This is a genomic window from Bacillus sp. FSL W8-0640 (assembly GCF_038007725.1).
GTDB lineage: Bacteria > Bacillota > Bacilli > Bacillales > Bacillaceae_G > Bacillus_A > Bacillus_A cereus.
This window is the reverse complement of the sequence record NZ_JBBOXT010000001.1, coordinates 307,501-332,531: the sequence shown is the minus strand read 5'-3', so window position 1 is coordinate 332,531 and position 25,031 is coordinate 307,501. Positions and strand designations below refer to the sequence as shown.

The following is a 25,031-nucleotide window of genomic DNA, read 5'->3' as shown; positions in this document are numbered from 1 at the left end:
GTGAAGAGCTCCTCTACTATTTCTTATAAAGTTTCAGAAGTAGTTTTTGCTTGCATGTGAAGTGCTAAGTAATCAGGTCCACCAGCTTTAGAGTCTGTACCAGACATGTTAAAGCCACCGAATGGTTGGTAACCTACGATTGCACCAGTACATCCACGGTTGAAGTATAAGTTACCAACGTGGAAGTCTTCGCGTGCTTTTTCAATATGGTCACGGTTGTTAGTAATAACAGCACCTGTTAAACCGTATTCCGTATTGTTTGCAATTGCAAGTGCATGATCGAAGTCTTTCGCTTTACAGAATGCTACTACTGGTCCGAAGATTTCTTCTTTCATTAAGCGAGCATCTTCTGCAACGTCAGCAACGATTGTTGGTTGGATGAACCAGCCTTTAGAATCGTCTCCTTCGCCACCTACTAAGATTCTACCTTCTTCTTTACCAATTGCAACATAGCTCATTACTTTATCAAATGCAGCTTGGTCATTAACAGGACCCATGTTTGTACCTAATACTGCTGGGTTAGCAACTGTTAATTCTTTTGTTAATTCAACAGCACGATTTAATACGTGATCGTATACATCTTCATGGATTACTGCACGAGAACATGCAGAACATTTTTGTCCTGAGAATCCGAATGCTGATGCAACGATAGACTTAGCTGCTAATTCAAGATCTGCTTCTTTATCAACAACGATTGTGTCTTTACCGCCCATTTCAGCGATAACGCGTTTTAACCAAATTTGTCCTGGGTTTACTTTCGCTGCACGCTCATAGATGCGGATACCTACATCACGAGATCCCGTGAAGCTTACGAAACGTGTACGAGGATGATCTACTAAGTAGTCACCAACTTCAGAACCGTTACCTGGAACGAAGTTTACTACGCCAGCTGGTAAGCCAGCTTCTTCTAATACTTCCATAAATTTCGCTGCTACTACAGGAGTTGTACTAGCTGGTTTTAGTAATACTGTGTTACCAGAAACTAAAGCAGCTGTTGTCATACCTGCCATAATTGCGAATGGGAAGTTCCAAGGAGAAATGATAACACCTACTCCTAATGGAATGTAAGAGAAACGATTATATTCAATTGGACGGCTTTCTACTGGAATACCGTCTTTTAATTTTAACATTTGACGACCATAATATTCCATAAAGTCGATTGCTTCTGCTGTATCAGCATCTGCCTCATTCCATGGCTTACCTGCTTCTTTTACAAGAATAGCAGAGAATTCATGTTTTCTGCGACGAACGATTGCTGCAGCACGGAATAAAATGTCTGCACGCATTTCTGGCTTTGATTTTCTCCAAGTTTGGAATGTTTCATCCGCTACTTGCATTGCTTTTTCAGCTAACTCACGGCTTGCTTTTGAAACACGACCAACAAGTTCCTCTTTATTTGCAGGGTTTACAGAAACAATTTTGTCTTCTGTAGTGATTTTTTCTCCCCCGATAATTAATGGATAGTCTTGTCCAAGATAAGATTCTACTTTCTTTAAACCTTCTTCAAACGCTAATTTGTTAGCCTCCACTGAAAAATCTGTAAATGGCTCATGTTTGTATGCTACTACCATTTTTTTAGCCTCCCCTTAGAAAAACGTTTACATTTTACAACATTATTCTACACGATAATTTAGATTTATTCAAATATTCCTAGACTTATATTTTAAAAATTAATAAATTTTTAAAATATAATAAAAAAAGAGATTCATACATGCGTATGAATCTACAAAATATGAGTATATTCCAAAACATTTTTCCCGATCAATAATATAGTAACTAATAAAAATAAAGTCCTTACATATCCAACACCTTTTTGAACCGCAAACTTCGATCCAAAATAAGCACCTAAGATCATTGATAATCCCATGATAATACCGTATTCAAAATGAATTATGTCTAAGAATAAAAAAGTAATTAAAGATACAATATTACTAACAAAGTTCAAAAGTTTTCCAGATGCTGCCGCTTGAATAAAATCCAAGCCAATTAATAAAAATGCAAAAATTAAAAACGACCCTGTCCCTGGTCCAAAAAACCCATCATAAAATCCTATCATTAAAATAGCAAAGAAAAATATTAATGTTTTTCTTTGCGTCATCTTCTTATAGGTAGACACACTTCCCCAATTCTTTTTTGCAATAATATAAATAGCAATAAATACCAACATTACAAGTACTAATGGGCGTAAAATATCCGATGGAATAAATTTTACTACTAAAGCACCTGCAACAGCTCCAACAATAGTTAACGGGATTAACTTTCCTACAATTTTAAAATCAACTTTTCCTGATCGAATGAAATACATCGCACTCGTAAACGTCCCCATTGTTGCCGCTAATTTATTCGTTGCAATTGCCGAAGCTGGCGATAGGCCAACAAACATAAGTGCAGGAAGCGAAATTAACCCTCCTCCTCCAACAACGGAATCAATAAAAGCTGCTAAAAAACCGAATGCAATTAATAAAATAATGACTTGAAAACTTAATTCTTCCATGAGCTTTACCCCTTACCCCTATTTTTTACAACATTTTAAATTATAACAAAATTACATAAGAAAAAAAGCTGTTCCATAGAGGAACAGCCTTCATATTTAATCTAAAATTTTCACAAGTGGTTCATCTTGTTTTGCTTCACGTATAATAATAGCTTCTGGGCGTTCTACAGATTTAATCGTTACTTGTACTTTCATATAATTCGGGAAGTATTCCATAACAAGCCCTGCCACATATTGTGTAAAACCAACTATTTCCGCTTTTCCATTAAACTGGACAGGAATATCAAGCTTCATTTCTCTTAATTCATCATCTCTATACATACCAGTACCAATAACAGCTGTATAGTCGCCTTGGAAATAATCGCTTAGTTTTGCCTTAAAGTTGGATACTCTTGCAAGATCTTCACGTTTATTATCTGTTTTCGCTTGCTCTGATGGGAACAAATAATATTTTTCATTAATTTGTTTCCAATCTTCAACCGTTTCACTACCTTTTTCGACATTTGCATAAGAAACAAAATTACCTGGCACGAGCGAAGACTTTGGAGCTTGGCGATAAATCGCAAATGTTATCGGAATATTTTTTGTTTCAGGTTCTTTTTGATGTATGACTTTCAAAATTTCTTGCGCCATTTTTTTCCCTTCAGCTAACATCTTTTCATCTGGGATTGCAGCTTCACGTGGGTAACCATGCTCTTCGTTAAAATATTGAACAGAATTCATCGCTAATCCAACTACCATACCAACACGTTCCTCGCCGTTATCGCCTTTTTTCACATAATAATCATGCTCTAAAATATTTGAAATATATATTGGATTTTTTTTATTTTTCACTTCTAGTGATTCGGATCCTGTTCCTAATGCAGGATTTAATCCTATATTTGGAAATTTAACTGCATCTTTTTTTAATTTTTCCTCTAGTTCCTTTTGTTCAGCATCTGTACGTTTTCTTTTAACAAGCATCTGTATAGTTTGAGTATCTAGAGCTTTTCCGCCTTTTAAAAAATTATCTTTCGTACTAAATGATTCTTTTGCAATTCGCATTAATCCTGTTTCAAATTCATCTATATCAAGGCGACTATTTAACCCTTGCACCACTAAACCACGTGCCTTTCCACCATCAAATGGAATAGTCGTCTTATAATATTCATCCGAAATAGCGTATTTTGGAACAACTGATTGTTCTTTTGCTTTCCCCGATTTCCCAGCCACTTTTTCATCTTTGTCGGCACCTGCACTACACCCACTTACAAGTAGGCCAAGGCTTAATACCGCTAATGCTATTTTTTTCATGGTAAGTTTGCACCTCTTACTTATTTAGCTCTTGTAAGAACCTCTCTTCATTCCAAACCTCAACATTATGTTTCTCCGCTTGTGCTAATTTCGAACCAGCTGCTTCACCTGCAACAACTAAATCCGTACTCTTACTAACACTTCCTGTTACTTTTCCACCTAATGCCTCAATCTTCTTCTTCGCTTCACTTCGTCCCATAACTTCTAGCTTACCTGTTAAAACAACCGTTTTTCCTGCGAAGTAAGATTCAACATTTTGTAAATCTGCAATTTTTATACCTTTGTATGTCATATTCACGCCATACTCTTTAAACTGCTGTAATAACTCTAATACATCTTCATTATCAAAATATGTCACAACAGATTGAGCCATTTTTTCGCCAATTTCATTAATTGCTTTTAGTTCTTCTTCCGTTGCTTTTACAAGCTCATCCATCGTTTCAAAGTGCTCTGCAAATGTACGTGCTGCTTTCGCTCCAACGTGGCGAATTCCAAGACCAAATAATAATCGCTCTAACGAGTTTTCTTTAGAATTTTCAATTGCTTGTATTAAGTTTGTTGCTGATTTTTCACCAAAACGTTCCAACTGTAATAATTGCTCTTTCGTCAATGCATATAAATCAGCAAATGTACGAATGTAATCTGCATCAAAGAGTTGTGTAATGACACGTTCTCCAAGTCCATCAATATTCATCGCATTTCTTGAAACGAAATGGATTAATCCCTCTCGAATTTGAGCCGGACAAGTCGGATTTATACATCGAAGTGCTACTTCTTCTTCTAAACGAACAAGTTCACTCTCACATGCTGGACAATGAGTTGGCATGCGGTATTCTTCTTCCTCACCAGTACGCTTATCAAAAATAACGTTCACAACTTCAGGAATAATATCTCCAGCCTTCTTCACAACAACGTAGTCACCAATTCGAATGTCTTTTTCACGAATTAAATCTTCGTTATGTAAAGAAGCACGACGAACAATCGTACCAGCAACTCTCACTGGCTCTAGTTCTGCAGTCGGTGTTACAACCCCTGTTCGGCCAACACTTAATTCAATGCCTGTTAATCTCGTTACAACTTCTTCAGCCGGAAATTTATAAGCAATCGCCCACCTTGGACTCTTCGCTGTAGTTCCTAGACTTTCTTGAAGAGCAACATCATCTACTTTTATAACGATTCCATCAATCTCATAATCAAGATGCGGACGTTTTTCTTGCCATTCTTCTACATAAGCTATAACTTCTTCAATTGTTTCACATGTACGGCGATTTGGATTTGTCTTAAATCCAAGTTCACCTAAGAAATCCAGCGATTCACTATGTGATGAAATTGTTTTTTCTTCTACATTCGCAAGACCATACACAAACATAGATAAGTTACGCTTCGCTGCAATTTTCGGATCAAGTTGACGTATTGAACCTGCTGCTGCATTACGCGGATTCGCAAATACATCTTCTCCATTTTGCTCTTTTTCTTCATTTAGTTTAACGAATGAACGCTTCGGCATATAAGCTTCGCCTCGTGCTTCTAACGTTACTTCTTCATTTAAACGAAGTGGGATAGCTTTAATCGTTTTTAAATTTTGAGTAATATCTTCACCCGTTACACCATCACCACGTGTTGCCCCTTGAATGAAGCGTCCTTTTTCATAATGAAGCGAAACGGCAAGCCCGTCAATTTTTAATTCACATATATATCTTACATTCGCACCATCAATTCCTTGACGTACTCTTCTATCGAAATCACGTAAATCTCCTTCGTTAAATGCATTTCCTAAACTTAACATTGGTGACTTATGTGTTACTTTTTCAAATATATCAAGAACAGTCCCCCCAACGCGAACGGAGGGAGAATCTTCACTCATAAACTCTGGGTTCTCTGCTTCTAATTTTACAAGCTCCTGCATATTACGGTCATATTCCGCATCAGAAACAGAAGGATTGTCTAATACGTGATATTGATAGTTAAATGTATTTAACAAGTCACGTAATTCTTCTATACGTTTTTTTACTATCTCTTTTGACATATCCTCATTCCTTTCCTATTGTTTCGTCACAGGTGCAAATTTTGCTAACAAACGTTTAACACCAATTGGGCTTGGGAACGCAATATCTAATTCTTTTGCATCACCTTCACCTTTTACACTTACAACTGTACCGACTCCCCATTTTTGGTGGGAAGCTTTATCTCCTACTGCCCAGCCAATTTGTTCGCCGCCTGTCGTCTTAGCCGCAGGGCGCGCGAAAGCTGAACGAGAGCGTGTTGCTGTTGTGATTGTCGTTTTGCCGCTACTTGCCGTTCTGCCTTTTGTACCAAACGATGTTTCACGCTTCGGCGCTGTTTCATTTAATGATTCCACTAGTTCTGTCGGGATTTCTGTAATAAATCGAGACGCAGCGTTCATGCTTGTTCTACCAAATAATGTACGCATTTGCGCGTTAGATAAATATAGCTCTTCTTCTGCACGAGTAATACCTACATAAGCAAGACGACGTTCTTCTTGCATTTCATCCTCTTCCATAAGAGAACGAGTATGAGGGAATATCCCTTCCTCTAAGCCAACAATAAAGACAACCGGGAACTCTAATCCTTTCGCCGAGTGCATCGTCATTAAAATAACTTCTTCACCAGCAGTTGGGTCTTCATCTACACGATCAATATCAGCAACAAGTGCTAAATCTGTTAAGAATGCAACAAGGCTCTTATCTTCGCTTTGAGATTCAAATGTTTGCGTAACAGATAAGAACTCGTCTAAGTTTTCTAAACGACCTTCCGCTTCTAAAGAACGTTCATTTTTCAACATATCGCGATAGCCTGTTTTTTCAATAACTTCTTCTACTAATTCTGTAACAGATAAATACTCTTGCATATTTACCCAGTTATTTAATAAATTCGCGAATTCTTTTACTGCCTTTGTAATTTTTGCACTTACTCCAACATGCTCAATCTCATCAAATACAGCAGTTAATGAAATTCCATTTTGCACACCGTAATTAATAATTTTATCGATAGAAGTCGCACCAATGCCACGCTTTGGCACATTTATAATACGTGCAAAACTAATTTCATCATCTGGATTACCGATTAAACGTAAGTACGCCAAAATATCTTTAATCTCTTTACGATCGTAGAACTTCGTACCCCCGACAATTTTATACGGAATGTTAGATTTAAGGAAAATCTCCTCGACCATACGAGACTGAGCATTCGTACGATATAGCACTGCAAAATCAGTATATTTTCGTTTCCCCATTTGAATATCGTCACGAATTTTTTTTGCAACAAAATACGCTTCGTCCTTTTCAGTTGCAGCACGATAATACGAGATTTTACTTCCAACTTGATTGTCTGTCCATAATTTCTTCGGCTTACGATTCGTATTTTTTTCAATAACAGCATTCGCTGCATTTAAAATATTTTGTGACGAACGATAGTTTTGTTCTAACAGAATTACTTGTGCATTCTCATAGTCTTTTTCGAATGACAAAATGTTAGAAATATCTGCACCACGCCAGCGATAAATAGACTGGTCAGAGTCACCCACAACGCAAAGATTTTTAAAACGCGCTGCCAAATGTTTAACAAGAAGATATTGCGCTTTGTTCGTATCTTGATACTCATCAACATGAATATATTGGAACTTACGCTGATAAAACTCTAATACTTCTGGAACACGTTCAAATAGCTGAATCGTCGTCATAATTAAATCATCAAAGTCTAATGAATTATTTTTCAAAAGACGTTTTTGATACTCTGTGTATACATCGCTCGTTAATTTTTCATATGGATCAGCCATTGTAATTTTTTTTGCATATTTATCCGCAGATAACAGTTCATTTTTCGCATTACTAATACCCGCTAAAATAGAGCGCGGCTCAAATTTCTTCGGATCAACATTGCGCTCTTTCATAATTTTTTTGACTACAGTTAGCTGATCACCTGAATCTAAGATTGTAAAGTTACGATTAATACCAATACGATCGATATCGCGTCGTAAAATACGTACACACATAGAGTGGAACGTCGAAATCCAAATATCTTCTGCTTCTGGTCCCACAAGTGTATCAATACGCTCACGCATTTCACGAGCTGCTTTATTTGTGAAGGTAATAGCTAGTACATTCCATGGTGCTACACCTTTTTCACCAAGTAAATACGCAATACGATGTGTTAACACACGTGTCTTACCACTACCTGCACCTGCCATTAATAGAAGTGGTCCATTCGTTGTTTGTACTGCTTTTTGTTGCTGTGGATTTAAACCGTTTAATAACTTATCTGTCATACTCATATACGCCTGCACCTACTCTCCTTTTACTGCTTTAACTGTTTTTAACGCCGATTTTATATCATCATAAATAATATTTCCAACAACTACTGTATCAGCATATTGTGCCATTTCTTTCGCCTGTTCTGCATTAGAAATACCACCGCCATAATATAACTTAGCTTGTTTCAATTCTGCTTTTACATTTTTAACAAGTTCAACATCTCCATACGTACCGCTATATTCTAAATAAAATATCGGTAAATGTAATAGCTTGTCTGCTAAACGAGCATATGCAATAACGTCATCTTCTGTTAAATCACATTTCGCTTCTGTAAGCTGGGCTACTTTCGCTTCTGGATTTAAAACACAATACCCTTCCATAAAAATTTCGTCCCAGTCCATAATATCCCCAAATTCTTTCAATGCCTCATGATGAACACCTGTTACCCATTCTACTTTTCGGCTATTTAAAACACTTGGGATGTAATAAAAATCAAATCCTGGTGTAATTGCTTCTACATCAGAAACCTCTAATACACAAGGAACTGCATATCTACGAATGCTAACTAGCATGTGTAATACGTTATCAATTGTAACTCCATCACTTCCGCCTACAATAACCGCATCAGTTCCAGACTCACAAATCATTTCTAAATGTTCATCGCTTAACTCCTTATTTGGATCAAGCTTAAATACATGTTTCCATCCGGAAATATCGTACATGAAAACACCCTTCCTTTTCTCTAGTTATATATATTTCTGTTCAAAATAACAGTTTATTTTCATCATTATTGTTTTAACTTCATCTTAAATATTTGTTTAAAACGGAGAATTAAGTTTGGAATTACCTCTTCCATATTTTTTAAACTAGAGGATTTAATTTTGAAGTTCCTTTTATGCATTCTTTCATTATAACAAAAAAAGTTACTTACACACACGCACAATCCAACATCTTTTTCCACGTCAAATGTTGGATTACATATCCCAAAAATCAAACGGGATACTAATAAGAGAAATAGTATTATCTATTTCAACTTTCATAAAAAGGAGTGTTTTTCTAATGAAGCAAAATATCGGGACAATAAACGCTCTAATTCGAATTACACTTGGGCTCGTCCTCTTCGGATGTAGTGCAACTAAACTTGTACGCAAGCCGTGGTGCACTTGGTCTAACATTTTTCTATGGATTGGTGCAATGAAAGTTGCAGAAGGAATTGTTCGTTTCTGCCCTGTTGTTGAAATGTGGAAATTCGGAAAATACATGAATATGGGGGCATTTAAAATGCCTAGCATGAATTTTGGTGAAAAAGGACATGCTAAAGAAGAAGTGAATCAAACTTCCACTCATGACAAGCCAGAGTCAAAAGGAAGTTATGACGCTTCTGACAAAGAGATTGAGTCAGCGATTGAAGATATAATCCTGGCAAAACCGCTTTGAATCATTTGTCACGATGCAAGATGCTCTCAAAGGGACTTAGCTGCTGCAGTGGGCGGTTAAGTCTTCTTTATTTTACCATAAAACAGAACGTATATTCTCTTTTTGAACCTTAAAATGTATATAAAAGATATCAACCAATAAAATTCAGAAAATTAGATGCATACCTCTTGCTTAAAATGATATAAAAGTGATATCATTTTTATATCAGGAGGCGATCGTATGAAAGAAAAACAAGTATTTTATGTAAATGGTTTTCTCGGTATTATTGGAATTTTGATTTTAGCTGCTATCGGTGTATTTTTCCTTGCACAAGAAATTTTCATAGGAGCGGCACTAACTATTATATTAGCCGCAGTTCTCGCTACAGGTATCGGTATTGTTCAACCGAATCAAGCGAAGGTTATTACGTTCTTCGGTAATTATTTAGGAACAATTCGTCAAAACGGTTTATTTTTAACGATTCCGTTCGCATTCCGTCAAACTGTATCTTTACGTGTTGAAAACTTTAACAGTAAAAAATTAAAAGTAAATGACGTTGATGGAAATCCAATTGAAATTGCAGCTGTTATCGTATATAAAGTTGTTGATTCTGCAAAAGCAATGTTTGGTGTTGAACATTATGATCGATTTGTAGAAATTCAAAGCGAAACGGCAATCCGCCATGTTGCAACAAAATATCCTTATGACAATTTCCAAGATGAAACCTGCGTTACGTTACGCGGAAATACTGAAGAAATCTCTGAAGAATTAAAACGTGAGTTAGAGGCGCGTCTTGAAATTGCTGGTGTAGAAGTATTAGAAACTCGTTTAACGCACTTAGCTTACGCAACAGAAATTGCCCATGCAATGCTACAACGCCAGCAAGCAAAAGCAGTATTAGCTGCTAGAAAAGAAATTGTTGAAGGTGCTGTGAAGATGGCGAAAGATTCCATCCATATGTTAGATGAAGAAGGCGTACTAGAACTCGATGACGAGCGTAAAGCAAATATGGTAAACAACTTATTAGTTGCCATCGTTTCAGATAAAGGTGCGCAGCCAGTTATTAATACAGGAAGCCTATACTAAGGGCTATAAGTAATTATGGCTAAAAAGAAAAGCTTTCCATTACGTATTGATCCTGAATTACACGCAGTCATCGAAAAATGGGCAAATGATGAATTTCGTAGCGTCAATGCACACATCGAGTATTTACTTCGAGAAATGGCAAAGCAAAAAGGGAAATTAAAAAAAGATAAAGATGCATAAAAAATCCCGCTGATTCCTCAGCGGGATTTTTACATATTAACTTTTCGTCATCTCATGCCCAATTGCACGATATCCTATATCACTTCGATAAAATAGACCATCACTCTCAATTTTACCGATTTCTTTATATACTTTATCTTTTGCTTCTTGTAAACTATTTGCCTTACAAGCAACAAATAATACACGGCCACCGTTCGTTACAAAGTCCCCATGTTTCATTGCTGTACCTGCATGGAAAACAATCACATCTTGCAGTGCATCTAGTCCGCTAATAATATCACCTTTTTTATATGCTTCTGGATATCCTTTAGAAGCAAGTACAACACCGATTACCGCTTCTTCTGACCATTGTAACGTTAGTTCACTTTCATCTAATACAGCGTTACATACATCAACTAAATCGTTTTCTAATCGAGGTAATACAACTTCTGTTTCAGGATCACCGAAGCGTGCATTAAATTCAATTACCTTCGGACCATCATTTGTTAAAATAAGACCTGCGTATAAAATACCTGTAAACGAACGGTTTTCTTCAATCATCGCCTTAGCAGTTGGATGCAATACGGTTTGAATCGCTTCTTGAACTGCTGATTCTGGAATTTGTGGTACTGGAGAATATGCACCCATTCCGCCCGTATTTGGTCCTTTATCACCATCAAAAGCTCTTTTATGATCTTGGGCGATTATCATTGGATGTACAGTTGTTCCATTCACGAATGCCATTAATGAAAATTCTTGTCCATCTAAAAACTCTTCAATAACGACCTTCTTACTTGCCGCGCCGAATTTCACATCTTGCAGCATTTCTTTCACAGCTTGTAATGCCTCTTCAAGCGTCATCGCTACCGTTACACCTTTACCAGCAGCTAGGCCGTCAGCTTTAATAACGATTGGTGCACCAACTTTTTGAATGTACTGTACTGCTTCTTCATAATCTGTAAAAGTTTCGTACGCCGCAGTTGGAATATCATACTTTTTCATAAGCTCTTTTGTAAAAGCTTTACTACCTTCAATAACAGCAGCCGCTTTATTCGGACCAAATACGCGAAGTCCCTCTTCTTTAAAACGATCAACAATTCCATTCATAAGCGGAATTTCTGGTCCAACGAAAGTTAACTCAACATTATTCTCTTTTGCAAATAAAACTAATGCATCAAAATCATTTTCATCAATATCAACTGGTGTTGCAACATCTCTCATACCTTCATTACCTGGTGCTACATATACCTTTTCTACTTTTTCAGATTGTGCAAACTTCCAAGCTAAAGCATGCTCACGCCCACCGCGGCCAATTACTAAAACATTCATATTTCATCCCCCAATAATTAAATAAGTACAAACTAGAAGCTATGCTCCTAGTTTGCTTTTTCATATCAATAAAAGGTTATCTCGACCAGACTTTTTAAACATCCATATCAAGAAAGGTTTAAAAAGGAGGATTAAGAGAACCGAGCAGGTCGAGGCGCATTTGCCAGGAGGACACGGAGTGTAGCTTTCCTACATGAGTACCGCACTGGCGATGCAACGACGACATGCGAAGGTTATCTTAACCGGACTTTTTTAACATCCTCTATTAGTGTTTGAAATGACGTACGCCAGTGAACACCATAGCAATCCCATAAGTATCTGCCACTTTAATAGAATCTTCATCACGGATTGATCCGCCCGGTTGAATGATTGCTGTAATTCCTGCTTTTGCTGCTTCTTCTAATGTATCTGGCATTGGGAAGAAAGCATCAGATGCAAGCGCGCTACCTTGTGCTTTTTCACCAGCTTGTGTAATTGCGATTTTTGCAGAACCTACACGGTTCATCTGTCCCGCACCGACACCAATTGTCATGTCATCTTTCGCTAAAACAATTGCGTTTGATTTCACATGTTTTACAACTTTCCAAGCTAGTTTTAAATCTTTCCATTCTTGCTCTGAAGGTTCACGTTTCGTTGGAATTGAAATTGTACTTTCATCTAATGATAACGTATCTTCCTCTTGAACGAGAAGTCCACCTTGTACAGAAGTTAGTTTTTTGCTTGCACTTGTCGCTTTTTCAATATTTATAGTTAATAAACGTAAGTTCTTCTTACTTTGCAACACTTCTAAAGCTTCTTGCGAGAACGAAGGTGCGATAACAATTTCTAAGAAAATTTCATGTAACTTTTCTGCTGTAGCTTTATCAATTTCACGATTTGCTGCAATAATACCGCCGAAGATTGATACTGGATCTGCTTCATAAGCACGAGTATATGCTTCGTGAATATTAGTTCCTACTCCAACACCACATGGATTCATATGCTTTACTGCTACTACTGCTGGTTCTGTAAATTCTTTTACGATGCTAAGCGCTGCGTCTGCATCATTAATATTGTTATACGATAATTCCTTACCGTGTAATTGTTCTGCGTATGCAACAGAAGACGTTGCTGCGAATGGCGCTTTATAGAAAGTTGCTTTTTGATGTGGGTTCTCGCCATAGCGTAAGTCTTGCTTTTTCTCAAATGTCACAGTTAATGTTTCTGGACTTTCTTCACCCATTTGCTCTGTTAAGTAGTTAGAAATTAACGCATCATACGCTGCTGTATGACGGAATACTTTCGCTGCTAGTTTACGTTTTGTTTCCTCTGCTACTTCACCGTTCTCTTTCAGTTCTGCTAACACAATATCATAATCTACTGGATCTACAATTACCGATACGAATTTATGATTTTTCGCAGCAGAGCGAATCATTGTTGGGCCACCGATATCAATATTTTCAATTGCATCAGCAAATGTTACATCAGGCTTAGCGATTGTTTCTTTAAATGGGTATAAGTTAACAACAACAAAGTCAATTGGCTCTATACCTAACTCATTCATTTGTGTTACATGTGTTTCATTATCACGAACTGCTAATAGACCACCATGAATATTTGGATGTAATGTTTTCACACGGCCATCCATAATTTCAGGGAAACCAGTTACTTCAGAAATGCCGATTACTTGTAAGCCATTTTCTTCTAGTAACTTTTTCGTACCACCTGTTGAAATAACTTCAATCCCTTGTTCTAGTAACCCTTTAACAAATTCTACTACTCCTGTTTTATCTGAAACACTTACTAATGCACGCTTTTTCATTTATCCTTCACCCCTGGTTGTATGTTAGTTAACAGTTGATTCTTTCACAGACTGAACAATTTGATTCACTGTATTTACGTATAATTTATGTTCAACTTGTTGAATTTTCTTTTGTAAGCTTTCTCTCGTATCCCCTTCAGAAACAACCACTGCTTCTTGTGCAATAATTGGCCCTGTATCCATACCTGCATCTACATAATGAATTGTTACTCCAGTTACTTTCACACCTGCTTCTAACGCTTGACCGACAGCATCTTTACCCGGAAAGCTCGGTAGTAATGATGGATGAATATTAATAATCTTCCCGCCGTATGCTTCTAGTAACGTCGGCCCGATTAAACGCATATATCCAGCTAAAATAACATAATCAATTTCATATTCTTCTAGCTTCTTTAATATCTCTTTTTCAAACGCTTCTTTTGACTCATATGCTTTCGCTGAAAAAGCAAAACACGGAATATGATGATAATTTGCCCGTCCAACAGCTCGTGCTTCTGGTTTATCACATACTAATAAACTAATTTCTGCATCCAATCTTTTTTCTTCTACCGCATTAACGAGAGATTGAAAGTTAGATCCACTTCCAGAAGCAAAAACTGCTAATCTACTCATAGTGCTGTGCCCCCATTAAAAGTAACGCCAGCTCCTTGTATAGTACGTCCAATAATACGAGCCATTTCTCCTTGCTCTTCAAGAAGACGAACAACATCTTTTGCATCTTCTTCCTTCACTGCTACTACCATACCAATACCCATGTTAAAAATATTGAATATTTCTTTCTCTTCCAGTTTTCCAACTTCTTGAAGCAAACTAAAGATCGGCTGAATTTCCCAAGATCCTAGTTCAATCTCAGCACCGATTCCTTCTGGCAACATGCGTGGAATATTTTCAATAAATCCACCACCTGTAATATGCGCCATACCGTATACTTCATGTTTCTTCAATAGTTCTAAAATAGGTTTGACATAAATTTTCGTTGGTTTTAATAATTCTTCACCAAGAGGTAGTTCTAAGCGGCCATAAATACGCTCTAAAGATAGTTCCCCATCTTCTAATAACACTTTTCGTACTAAAGAGTAACCATTGCTATGAATACCGCTAGATGCTAAGCCAATTAGCACGTGACCAGCTTCAATCTTTTCACCTGTTACAATTTTCTTTTTATCAACAATCCCAACTGTAAAACCAGCTAAATCATATTCTTCCGTAGAATACATTCCTGGCATTTCAGCTGTTTCTCCACCGATTAATGCACAACCAGCTTGGCGACAGCCCTCTGATATACCTTTGACGATGTTTTCAATTTTACTAGGTTCAGCTTTACCACAAGCAATATAATCAAGGAAGAAAAGCGGCTCTGCTCCTTGGACAACAATATCATTTACACACATTGCTACTGCATCAATACCAATTGTGTCATGTTTATCTGCCATAAAAGCGAGCATCAATTTCGTTCCCACGCCATCTGTTCCAGATACTAATACAGGTTCTTCTAATGCAAATTTTGATAGATCAAACATACCTCCAAAACCGCCTAAACCGCCTAGTACTTCTTTTCTCATAGTTGTTTGTACGTGTTTTTTCATGCGAGATACCGCTTCATATCCAGCTTCAATATCTACTCCTGCTTGCTTATATGCATTCGCCATCGTTATTTACACCTCGTCTTTTAATTTCTCCCCATCCAGGGCGGGCTATTTTAAGAAAGGATCTAGCTCCTACATCAAAAGAAGTAGAAGCTTTTCTCACTTTTCTTATTTCATGCTTTCTAAAAGCTCTTGCTCATAATCATAAAGAGCTGTTGGATAGTCCCCATTAAAGTAAGCCATGCATAGGCCGCCATATTTCCCTTCATATGGACGTCCAATTGCATCTACTAATCCATCTTCACTTAAAAATGTTAAAGAATCTGCTCCGATCATTTCACGGATTTCTTCTACTGTATGATTTGCTGCAATTAATTCTTTTCTCGTTTGAATATCAATGCCATAGAAACATGGATATTTCAGAGGTGGTGAAGCAATTCTTACGTGAACTTCTGTCGCTCCAGCCTCACGAAGCATACGAACAATTCGTTTACTTGTCGTTCCTCTTACGATAGAGTCATCAATCATAACAACTCGTTTCCCTTCAACTACACCTCTTACTGCGGAAAGCTTCATCTTAACCCCTTGCTCGCGCAGTTCTTGAGAAGGTTGAATAAACGTACGTCCAACGTAACGATTTTTAATTAATCCTAACTCATATGGAATACCTGTCGCCTCCGCATAGCCAATCGCAGCTGAAATACTAGAGTCTGGTACACCAGTAACAACATCTGCTTCAATAGGAGCTTCTGCCGCTAAACGTTTCCCCATATTCTTACGTGCTGCATGAACATTAACGCCTGCAATATTAGAATCTGGTCGTGCAAAGTAAATATATTCCATACTACAAATTGCATGTTCTACATCGTTTGTGAAACGATCTACGTGAATTCCTTCATCATTAATGATAAGTAATTCACCCGGTTCTACATCACGAATGTATGTTGCACCTACTACATCAAAAGCACATGTTTCTGACGCTACAACGTAAGCATCCCCCATCTTTCCAATTGAAAGCGGACGGAACCCATTCGGATCTAATGCAACGATCATTTCATTTCCAGTTAGTAAAAGATACGCAAACGCACCTTTCACTTTATTTAAAGCCTCTTTTACACTTTCAATTAAAGAATCTTTCGTGCTACGTTTAATAAGATGTAAAAGTACTTCTGTATCTGAACTAGTTTGAAAAATACTGCCCTCTGCTTCTAATTCACGACGAAGCATTTTTGCGTTAATTAAATTTCCGTTATGAGCTAACGCCATACTATGATCGGAAAAACGGAACAACAATGGTTGAACGTTAGCAACTTCACTTCCACCAGCTGTTGCATATCGTACATGTCCGATTGCTGATTTTCCATTTAATCCTTCTAGCTCACCTCTTGAAAACACTTCTGATATTAAACCTAACCCCTTGTGACCGACGATTTTTTCCCCATTATTTACGACAATGCCTGCGCCTTCTTGCCCACGGTGCTGTAAACTGTGCAATCCGTAGTATGAAACTTGTGCTGCATTTTCATGCCCCCAAATTCCGAAAACGCCACATTCTTCGTTTAACCCCTTTATTTCAGCAAGCATGGGATTGCCCCTTTCCAAGCCTTTCTCATTTCATCTACATTTGCTGTAAGTAATACTTCATTTTCTTCATTATGAATTGTTACTTCATTTGTACTTGTTACTTCTCCAACTTGGATTGCTTCTACTGCTTTCTCAAACGCCTCTTTATTTTCACGTTTTACAGTTATCACGAAGCGAGACTGTGATTCAGCGAATAATGCTGCTGTTGCTTCTCCATCTAATTTCACAGTAGCACCTAAGCCTTTAGCACCAATTGCACTTTCTGAAATCGCAACTGCTAAACCACCTTCAGCGACATCATGTGCAGATTGAACAAGACCAGCTTGAATTGCTTCTAATACTTGTTTTTGGCGTTTTAATTCTACATCTAAATCGATACTTGGTGATTGACCGAAAATTTTGCCGTGAATCATTTTCTGTAATTCACTTCCGCCAAACTCAGCTTTCGTCTCACCAATTACATACACTAAATCACCAGCTTGCTTAAACTCTTGTGTTGTTACATGTTTTAAGTCATGCACAAGTCCGACCATCCCAACAGTTGGTGTTGGATATACAGCTTCACCACTACGCTCGTTATACATCGATACGTTTCCGCCGATAACTGGTGTTTGTAATGTGCGACAAGCTTCACTCATACCGTCTACTGATTTCTCAATCTGCCAGAAGATTTCTGGTTTTTCTGGGTTACCGAAGTTTAAGCAATCTGTAATTGCAAGTGGCTCTCCGCCAGAACATACGATATTACGCGCTGCCTCTGCTACTGCAATTTTACCGCCCATCTCTGGGTCTAGATAAATGTAGCGAGAGTTACAATCTGTCGTCATTGCTAATCCTTTTTCTGTACCGCGTACACGTACAACTGCAGCATCTGAACCTGGCGTAACAACTGTGCTTGTGCGAACTTGGTAATCGTATTGATCGTATACCCACTCTTTACTTGCAATTGTTGGTTGCTGTAATAAAGCGAATAACGTTTCTTTATAATTTTCTACTTTTGGCGTTTCCATTTTCATTGCTTGGAATTCAGCAAAGTATGCTGCTTCTTTTGATGGCTTATGATAAATTGGTGCTTCTTCTGCTAAAGCATCTGCTGGAACTTCAGCTACCTTTTCACCTTTATGGAATAAACGAAGCATTTTATCTTCTGTTACTTTCCCCATCGTAACCGCTGCAAGACCATACTTCTCAAATAAATCTACTATTTCTTGTTCTCTACCTTTTTTCACGACAATTAACATACGCTCTTGTGATTCAGATAGCATCATTTCATATGGTGTCATTCCTGTTTCACGCTGTGGTACATCATCTAAGTACATTTCAATACCCATTCCTGCTTTACTTGCCATTTCTGCAGATGATGATGTTAAACCAGCCGCACCCATATCTTGAATTCCAACAAGTGCATCGGATTGAATTAATTCTAAACACGCTTCAATAAGAAGCTTTTCCATAAATGGATCCCCTACTTGAACCGCTGGACGTTTCGCTTCTGAGCTTTCAGATAGTTCTTCCGACGCGAATGTTGCACCGTGAATACCGTCACGACCAGTTGATGCTCCTACGTACATTACTGTGTTACCAGCACCGTGCGCTTGCCCTTTTTTAATGTCTTCGTGGTTAATCAAACCTACGCACATTGCATTTACAAGTGGATTTCCTTCATAACATGGATCAAATTGTACTTCGCCGCCAACAGTCGGAATACCGATGCAGTTACCGTATCCTGCAATTCCTGCTACTACTTCTTCGAATAAATATTTCACACGTGGTGACTGTAATTCACCGAAACGAAGTGAGTTTAATAGAGCTACCGGGCGTGCTCCCATAGAGAATACGTCACGAATAATACCACCAACACCTGTTGCAGCTCCTTGATATGGTTCAATAGCTGAAGGATGGTTATGACTTTCCATTTTAAATACAACTGCTTGATTATCACCGATATCTACAATTCCAGCACCTTCTCCAGGTCCTTGCAGAACGCGCTCACCTGTAGTTGGAAACTTACGAAGAACTGGTTTCGAATTTTTATAACTACAATGTTCAGACCACATTACAGAGAATAACCCTGTTTCTGTATAATTTGGCAGACGACCTAAAATCTTTTCAACCATGGCAAACTCTTCGTCTGTTAGCCCCATTTCCGCATATATACGCTCTTCTTTAATTTGTGTTGGATTTGGTTCAAGCATTAACGACATATGTTTCCCTCCACTGTTTTAAGATAGATTGAAAGACTTTTAACCCTTCAGCACCGCCAAGTAATTCATCTACAGCACGCTCTGGATGTGGCATCATACCAAGTACATTTCCTTTTTCATTTACAATACCAGCAATATCTGAAACGCTACCGTTAGGGTTTTCTACGTAACGGAATGCGATTTGATTGTTCTCTTCTAATTGTTTAAGCGTCGCTTCATCACAATAGTAATTCCCCTCACCATGCGCGATTGGAATATTAATTACTTCATCTTTTCCATATTGTGATGTAAACATCGTTTCATTATTTTCAACACGCAACTGAACAGTGCGACACATAAATTTTAAGTTTTCGTTTCTCATTAACGCTCCTGGTAGTAATCCTGATTCAACAAGAATCTGGAATCCATTACATACACCTAAAATCGGCTTTCCTTGCTCAGCAGCTTTTTGCACTGCTTTCATTGCATTAGCAAAGCGAGAGATAGCACCGCAGCGTAAGTAGTCACCATAAGAAAATCCACCTGGTAGTAGAATTGCATCATATTCATCTAGATTCTCTGTATCGTGCCAAACGTAATCTACTTCTTCGCCAAGCTCATCTTTAATTGCATGGAACATATCGACATCACAGTTCGAACCCGGAAATACTATTACGGCAAATTTCACTGTGCGACAACCTCCTCAACTTCATAACGGAAGTCTTCCATTACAACGTTCGCTAATAGTTTTTCACACATTTCCTTTACCTTGCTATCTAAATCAGATACAGATTTATCAATTGTTAGTTCCATGTACTTTCCGATTCGAACATCTTGTACTTCTGTGAATGAAAGACTATGAAGTGCTCCTTTTACTGCTGTTCCTTGTGGATCTAATACGCTTTCTCTTAATGTTACATATACCTTAACTTTATACATGTGAAATTCCCCCTAAACGTTTTAAAATCTCTTCATAAGCATCTGTTAAATTTCCAAGATCGCGACGGAATACGTCTTTATCAAACTTTTCATTGCTCGTTTCATCCCATAAACGGCAAGTATCCGGTGAAATTTCATCCGCTAAAATGATTTCTCCTTCTTCCGTTACACCAAACTCTAATTTGAAATCTACTAATCTTACACGACAGCTTGCGAAATGATCAATCAACACTTGATTGATTTGTAGAGCCATATCTCGTAATACACTTACTTGCTCTGGTGATGCAACGTTTAATACACGAATATGATCTTCCGTTACAAGCGGATCTCCTAAATCATCATCTTTGAAGTAAAATTCTACGATTGGTTCTGCAAGTACAGTTCCCTCTTCCATTCCTAATCGTTTTGAAAGACTTCCTGCAATTACATTTCTTGTGACAACTTCTAAAGGAATAATACTCACTTTTTTAACAAGTTGTTCTGTTTCAGATAACTTCTCAACAAAATGTGTTTTAATTCCCACTTCTTGTAACTTTCTGAACAATAAAGTTGTAATTTCATTGTTCAAACGACCTTTTCCTGTAATCGTCTCTTTTTTCTCCCCATTGAAAGCAGTCGCACTATCTTTGTACTCTACCCAAACCATATCTGCTGATTCTGTACGATAAATTCTTTTTGCCTTACCTTCATACAGCAATTCTAGCTTTTGCATTTCGCAAGCCCCCTGTAGTTTGAAAAATGTGAATAATGTTTTTATAAAGAATGGCACAGAATGACTCTATTCTGTGCCATATGAAATTTTACGCTTCGTTTAATCCAAGGCGTTCAAAGATTGTATCAACGTGTTGCATATGATGCTCATAGTTGAAGCATTCATTAATTTCTTCTTGTGTTAACTTGCTTGTAATACGCTCATCAGCTTCTACAAGCTCTTTAAATTGTACTTGTGTTTCCCAGGCTTCCATCGCTTTAGGCTGTACGATATCATAAGCTTCTTCACGTACCATACCTTTGTCGATTAGTGTAAGCATTACGCGCTGAGAATAAATTAAGCCGTATGTTCTTGTCATATTGCGTTTCATATTCTCTGGGTATACAGTTAAGTTTTTAACGATATTACCAAAGCGATTTAACATGTAATTTAATGCGATTGTAGCATCTGGTAAAATTACACGTTCTGCCGAAGAGTGAGAAATGTCACGCTCATGCCATAATGGAACATTTTCGTAAGCTGTCATCATATAACCGCGGATAACACGAGCTAAACCAGTCATATTTTCAGAACCAATTGGATTACGTTTATGTGGCATTGCAGAAGAACCTTTTTGACCTTTTGCGAAAGCTTCTTCAACTTCACGTGTTTCACTCTTTTGTAAACCACGAATCTCAACTGCCATCTTTTCGATAGATGTTGCAATTAGTGCAAGTGTTGACATGTAGTGTGCGTGACGATCACGTTGCAATGTTTGTGTTGAAATTGGTGCTGCTTCTAATCCTAAGTTTTCACAAACATATTTTTCTACGAATGGATCGATATTTGCATATGTACCAACCGCACCAGATAGTTTACCAACACGAACTGTATCAGCAGCTTGTTTGAAACGCTCTACGTTACGTTTCATTTCTTCATACCAAAGACCAAGTTTTAAACCAAATGTTGTTGGTTCTGCATGAACACCATGTGTTCTTCCCATCATGATTGTGTATTTATGCTCTTTCGCTTTGTTAGCTAAAATGCTTACAAAGTTCTCTAAGTCTTTTAATATAATTTCATTCGCTTGTTTTAAGATGTAAGATAATGCTGTATCTACTACGTCTGTAGATGTTAAACCGTAATGAACCCATTTACGTTCCTCACCTAATGCTGGCGTTTCTGATACAGCACGAGTGAATGCAACTACGTCATGACGTGTTTCTTTTTCAATTTCATAAATACGATCAATATCAAATGATGCATGCTCACGAATTTTCTTAACATCTTCTTTTGGAATATCGCCAAGCTCAGCCCATGCTTCACAAGCTAAAATCTCAACTTCTAACCATGCTTTAAATTTGTTCTCTTCCGTCCAAATTGCACCCATTTCTGGGCGTGTATAACGACTAATCATCTTTTTCCCTCCAACAGTTGTTCTTGATGGTCCCAAATATGCAAACTCTTCGCTTTTTCTAGAGCGACTTCAATATTATCATTTAAAATATTAACATGCCCCATTTTTCGCTGTGCTTTTGCTTCTTCTTTTCCATACAAGTGTAAATAGCACCCGGTTAATCTATTCACTTGTCTTAGGACCCCTTCTATATGTTCGCCTAAAATGTTTACCATGACAACTGGTTTTAACAAATTTGTTTCTCCTAGAGGTAAATTACAGATTGCTCGAATATGTTGACCAAATTGACTCGTCTCACATGCATCCTGTGTATAGTGTCCTGAATTGTGAGGTCTTGGCGCTAATTCATTAATATAAATCTCACCATTATCTGTAGCAAACATCTCTACAGCTAGTGTTCCCACAAGTTCTAATTCATCCGCAAGTACCTTTGCATAAGCAATTGCTTTTTGAGAAAGCTCTTCTGTAATGCGAGCTGGAACGATAGATTCATGTAAAATGTTATTTACATGAATATTTTCTGCTACTGGAAACACTTTTGTTTCACCACTTACACTACGAATCACAATAACTGATACTTCTTTTTCAAAAGGCACCCATTTCTCTAAAATACATTCTGCTTTATCCACAAGATTTCTTGCTGTCTCAACATCAGCTTCACTTCTTAAAACAACTTGTCCTTTCCCATCATATCCACCTGTCGTCGTTTTTAAGACGGAAGGGAATGATAACTCAGCAATTGCTTCTGTAAGCTGATCTTGATTTTGAACTAATCTATACGTTGCTACTGGTAACCCAGCCTTCTCAATCGCATTCTTTTCTGTAAAACGATTTTGCGTTGTATTTAACAACTGACTACCTTGTGGTAAGTACGCATGTTTTTCAAGCCATTGTAAACATCTATAATCAATATTCTCAAATTCATATGTGACAACATCACTTATCTCTGCTAAATGCTGAATTGCTTTTAAATCATCATATGGTGCAACAATTTCAATATCAGCAACTTGTGCACATGGTGAATGCTTTGTAGGATCTAAAACAGCAATTTTATATCCCATTTCCTTAGCTGCCAATGCCATCATTCTTCCTAGCTGGCCGCCTCCAATAATACCGATTGTTTTTCCAGGTAAAATGATCCTCGTCATACTAGCTCACTACCTTCACGCACATCTTTTTCAATCGCTTCTCGTCTCAATTCTAATGCATCATGTATATCATCATGGAATGATCCAAGTATTTGTGCGGCAAGTAATCCAGCATTCGTTGAACCGGCTTTACCAATTGCAACAGTTGCAACTGGAACACCTCCTGGCATTTGGACGATGGATAATAATGAATCTAAGCCGTTTAATGCTTTTGATTGAACTGGAACTCCAATTACAGGAAGATTTGTCTTCGCTGCAACCATTCCTGGTAAATGTGCTGCTCCACCAGCTCCAGCAATAATAACTTTCAATCCACGTTCACGAGCCGTCTCTGCATATTCAAACATATAATCCGGAGTCCGATGAGCGGATACAACTTTTTTCTCATACGGTATATTTAATTCATCTAAAATGTCACAAGCATATTTCATTGTTTCCCAGTCTGACGTGCTTCCCATTATGACTCCAACTAGTGATTTCATATTAGAATCCCCCCGATTCAAATAAAAAAAGCCTGAAATAGAACAGTTTCTCTTTTACTATGAGAGAAAGCGCTCTACTCAGGCATACGTATCCCTTGTGAATAGAAAAATACCGAGTGACTTTCCCTCATAGTCTAACGAATAACGGTCGTTAGGTAGAGACTTGCAGGCCATATCCCCGCGATTATATGAGGTCTTATATTATTGTTTCTATGGTTATATTAACAATATTTCATAAACAATGTCAATAAATAATCGAATGTTTTTTTATTAGTAGTCAATAACGTTCGTGTTTTAGTTATATTCAAAAGAAGAATTGCAACTATATGCAAGAAGAAAAGGGAATTAGAATATATATTTCTAGAGATCTATTTTACGTATAATCGTTTAAATGGCACTTCAGTATGTTTTAAATCAATATATATACACTCTTGTATTATTATAACGATTTAATTTCTAAGGAGGATAACTGTTAAAGAAAGAACTATGCTATTATCCTATTTATTTTTCTCTATTGCAGTAATTTCTGTAATTATTAAATACTTATTTATAGCATCTCATTATTTAAAATATATACTTATGATAGTAATAATTTGTCCTAATTTTAAGTATTACTTTAGTGGCATTAGGAAAATCAGGAACACAAAAAATCATTGCTATTATTTTAAACAGTCTCTATTTCATTCTTTTTTCGTCTTTAGCTTTATTAAATTTATGGATTATAGCCTTCGGTAAATAAAAATAAACACAAAAAAACCTAAGTCGAAACGACTTAGGTTTTTGCTTGGCGACGTCCTACTCTCACAGGGACAAGGTCCCAACTACCATCGGCGCTAGAGAGCTTAACTTCCGTGTTCGGTATGGGAACGGGTGTGACCTCTCTGCCATCATCACCAAACTATTGAAGGCATATTCCTTCAAAACTAGATAACATTGCTACATATTATATGGTTAAGTCCTCGATCTATTAGTATTCGTCAGCTCCACATGTCACCATGCTTCCACCTCGAACCTATCAACCTGATCATCTTTCAGGGATCTTACTAGCTTACGCTATGGGAAATCTCATCTTGAGGGGGCTTCATGCTTAGATGCTTTCAGCACTTATCCCTTCCGCACATAGCTACCCAGCTATGCCCTTGGCAGAACAAC

At 37.4% G+C, this 25,031-nt stretch carries 21 protein-coding genes, 2 rRNA genes, 1 pseudogene and 1 riboswitch (1 of these 25 running past the window's edge); of the genes and pseudogenes, 4 read left to right on the top strand and 20 right to left on the bottom strand.

The window, feature by feature from the left end; translation table 11 throughout:
• Positions 1–23 precede the first annotated feature (23 nt).
• From pruA to N2V80_RS01770, 6 genes are all read right to left on the bottom strand, one after another.
• Positions 24–1,571: an L-glutamate gamma-semialdehyde dehydrogenase gene (pruA, locus tag N2V80_RS01795; protein WP_061655288.1), complete on the bottom strand. Its 1,548-nt coding sequence runs from the start codon at positions 1,569–1,571 to the stop codon at positions 24–26.
• Positions 1,572–1,723: 152 nt separating this feature from the next.
• Complete coding sequence (locus tag N2V80_RS01790; protein WP_000391975.1) at positions 1,724–2,494, bottom strand: TSUP family transporter; 771 nt, start codon at positions 2,492–2,494, stop codon at positions 1,724–1,726.
• Positions 2,495–2,590: 96 nt separating this feature from the next.
• Positions 2,591–3,787: a CamS family sex pheromone protein gene (locus N2V80_RS01785; protein WP_000717034.1), complete on the bottom strand. Its 1,197-nt coding sequence runs from the start codon at positions 3,785–3,787 to the stop codon at positions 2,591–2,593.
• A 16-nt stretch (positions 3,788–3,803) separates the two neighbouring features.
• On the bottom strand, positions 3,804–5,813 hold the full coding sequence (gene ligA / locus N2V80_RS01780; protein WP_061655287.1) for an NAD-dependent DNA ligase LigA: 2,010 nt from the start codon (positions 5,811–5,813) through the stop codon (positions 3,804–3,806).
• A 15-nt stretch (positions 5,814–5,828) separates the two neighbouring features.
• The gene (gene pcrA, locus N2V80_RS01775) at positions 5,829–8,078 is read right to left on the bottom strand and encodes a DNA helicase PcrA (protein ID WP_002100669.1); all 2,250 of its coding nucleotides are present in this window, start codon (positions 8,076–8,078) and stop codon (positions 5,829–5,831) included.
• A 12-nt stretch (positions 8,079–8,090) separates the two neighbouring features.
• Positions 8,091–8,780: a heptaprenylglyceryl phosphate synthase gene (locus N2V80_RS01770; protein ID WP_000272099.1), complete on the bottom strand. Its 690-nt coding sequence runs from the start codon at positions 8,778–8,780 to the stop codon at positions 8,091–8,093.
• A 337-nt stretch (positions 8,781–9,117) separates the two neighbouring features.
• Here N2V80_RS01770 and N2V80_RS01765 point away from each other — a divergent pair, with 337 nt between their 5' ends.
• The 3 genes from N2V80_RS01765 to N2V80_RS01755 all read left to right on the top strand — a co-directional run bounded on the left by N2V80_RS01765 (position 9,118) and on the right by N2V80_RS01755 (position 10,740).
• A complete protein-coding gene (locus N2V80_RS01765; RefSeq protein ID WP_000812348.1) occupies positions 9,118–9,495 on the top strand; it encodes a YgaP family membrane protein in 378 nt (125 codons plus the stop codon).
• A 219-nt stretch (positions 9,496–9,714) separates the two neighbouring features.
• Complete coding sequence (locus N2V80_RS01760) at positions 9,715–10,560, top strand: SPFH domain-containing protein (RefSeq protein WP_000660669.1); 846 nt, start codon at positions 9,715–9,717, stop codon at positions 10,558–10,560.
• Positions 10,561–10,575: 15 nt separating this feature from the next.
• Positions 10,576–10,740 (top strand): toxin-antitoxin system HicB family antitoxin, encoded by a 165-nt coding sequence (locus N2V80_RS01755; protein ID WP_001085171.1) that lies wholly within the window; start codon positions 10,576–10,578, stop codon positions 10,738–10,740.
• 36 nt (positions 10,741–10,776) lie between these two features.
• On the opposite strand, the gene purD is transcribed toward N2V80_RS01755, so the two are convergent.
• From purD to purE, 12 genes are all read right to left on the bottom strand, one after another.
• The gene (gene purD, locus N2V80_RS01750; protein ID WP_001101975.1) at positions 10,777–12,048 is read right to left on the bottom strand and encodes a phosphoribosylamine--glycine ligase; all 1,272 of its coding nucleotides are present in this window, start codon (positions 12,046–12,048) and stop codon (positions 10,777–10,779) included.
• A 265-nt stretch (positions 12,049–12,313) separates the two neighbouring features.
• Positions 12,314–13,849 carry a bifunctional phosphoribosylaminoimidazolecarboxamide formyltransferase/IMP cyclohydrolase gene (gene purH / locus N2V80_RS01745; protein WP_000745434.1) on the bottom strand — a complete coding sequence of 512 codons (1,536 nt, stop codon included), beginning with the start codon at positions 13,847–13,849 and terminating at the stop codon, positions 12,314–12,316.
• A gap of 24 nt (positions 13,850–13,873) precedes the next feature.
• The gene (gene purN, locus N2V80_RS01740; protein WP_000088589.1) at positions 13,874–14,461 is read right to left on the bottom strand and encodes a phosphoribosylglycinamide formyltransferase; all 588 of its coding nucleotides are present in this window, start codon (positions 14,459–14,461) and stop codon (positions 13,874–13,876) included.
• Positions 14,458–15,498, bottom strand: coding sequence for a phosphoribosylformylglycinamidine cyclo-ligase (gene purM, locus N2V80_RS01735; protein ID WP_061655286.1), 1,041 nt, complete (start codon positions 15,496–15,498; stop codon positions 14,458–14,460). Before purM ends, purN begins: the two co-directional genes overlap by 4 nt.
• Positions 15,499–15,603: 105 nt before the next feature.
• Positions 15,604–17,019: an amidophosphoribosyltransferase gene (gene purF / locus N2V80_RS01730; protein WP_000879025.1), complete on the bottom strand. Its 1,416-nt coding sequence runs from the start codon at positions 17,017–17,019 to the stop codon at positions 15,604–15,606.
• Positions 17,004–19,223 carry a phosphoribosylformylglycinamidine synthase II gene (purL, locus tag N2V80_RS01725; protein WP_000055562.1) on the bottom strand — a complete coding sequence of 740 codons (2,220 nt, stop codon included), beginning with the start codon at positions 19,221–19,223 and terminating at the stop codon, positions 17,004–17,006. The genes purF and purL overlap by 16 nt, the downstream gene beginning before the upstream one ends.
• A complete protein-coding gene (purQ, locus tag N2V80_RS01720; protein ID WP_000666787.1) occupies positions 19,207–19,890 on the bottom strand; it encodes a phosphoribosylformylglycinamidine synthase subunit PurQ in 684 nt (227 codons plus the stop codon). Before purQ ends, purL begins: the two co-directional genes overlap by 17 nt.
• Positions 19,887–20,141, bottom strand: coding sequence for a phosphoribosylformylglycinamidine synthase subunit PurS (gene purS, locus N2V80_RS01715; protein WP_000278823.1), 255 nt, complete (start codon positions 20,139–20,141; stop codon positions 19,887–19,889). Before purS ends, purQ begins: the two co-directional genes overlap by 4 nt.
• Positions 20,134–20,853 carry a phosphoribosylaminoimidazolesuccinocarboxamide synthase gene (gene purC / locus N2V80_RS01710; protein WP_001170544.1) on the bottom strand — a complete coding sequence of 240 codons (720 nt, stop codon included), beginning with the start codon at positions 20,851–20,853 and terminating at the stop codon, positions 20,134–20,136. The genes purS and purC overlap by 8 nt, the downstream gene beginning before the upstream one ends.
• Before the next feature lie 88 nt (positions 20,854–20,941).
• Positions 20,942–22,249 (bottom strand): adenylosuccinate lyase, encoded by a 1,308-nt coding sequence (gene purB, locus N2V80_RS01705; protein ID WP_000625682.1) that lies wholly within the window; start codon positions 22,247–22,249, stop codon positions 20,942–20,944.
• The gene (purK, locus tag N2V80_RS01700; RefSeq protein WP_000196770.1) at positions 22,246–23,397 is read right to left on the bottom strand and encodes a 5-(carboxyamino)imidazole ribonucleotide synthase; all 1,152 of its coding nucleotides are present in this window, start codon (positions 23,395–23,397) and stop codon (positions 22,246–22,248) included. Before purK ends, purB begins: the two co-directional genes overlap by 4 nt.
• On the bottom strand, positions 23,394–23,879 hold the full coding sequence (gene purE / locus N2V80_RS01695; RefSeq protein WP_000839367.1) for a 5-(carboxyamino)imidazole ribonucleotide mutase: 486 nt from the start codon (positions 23,877–23,879) through the stop codon (positions 23,394–23,396). Before purE ends, purK begins: the two co-directional genes overlap by 4 nt.
• Positions 23,880–23,989: 110 nt before the next feature.
• Positions 23,990–24,091: riboswitch (purine riboswitch) on the bottom strand.
• 274 nt (positions 24,092–24,365) lie between these two features.
• On the opposite strand from purE, the pseudogene N2V80_RS01690 reads away from it, so the two are divergent.
• A pseudogene (locus tag N2V80_RS01690) lies at positions 24,366–24,618 on the top strand (hypothetical protein).
• 43 nt (positions 24,619–24,661) lie between these two features.
• Here the strand turns inward: N2V80_RS01690 and rrf are convergent.
• A 5S ribosomal RNA gene (rrf, locus tag N2V80_RS01685) occupies positions 24,662–24,777 on the bottom strand.
• Positions 24,778–24,826: 49 nt separating this feature from the next.
• A 23S ribosomal RNA gene (locus tag N2V80_RS01680) occupies positions 24,827–25,031 on the bottom strand; it runs 2,716 nt beyond the window's last position.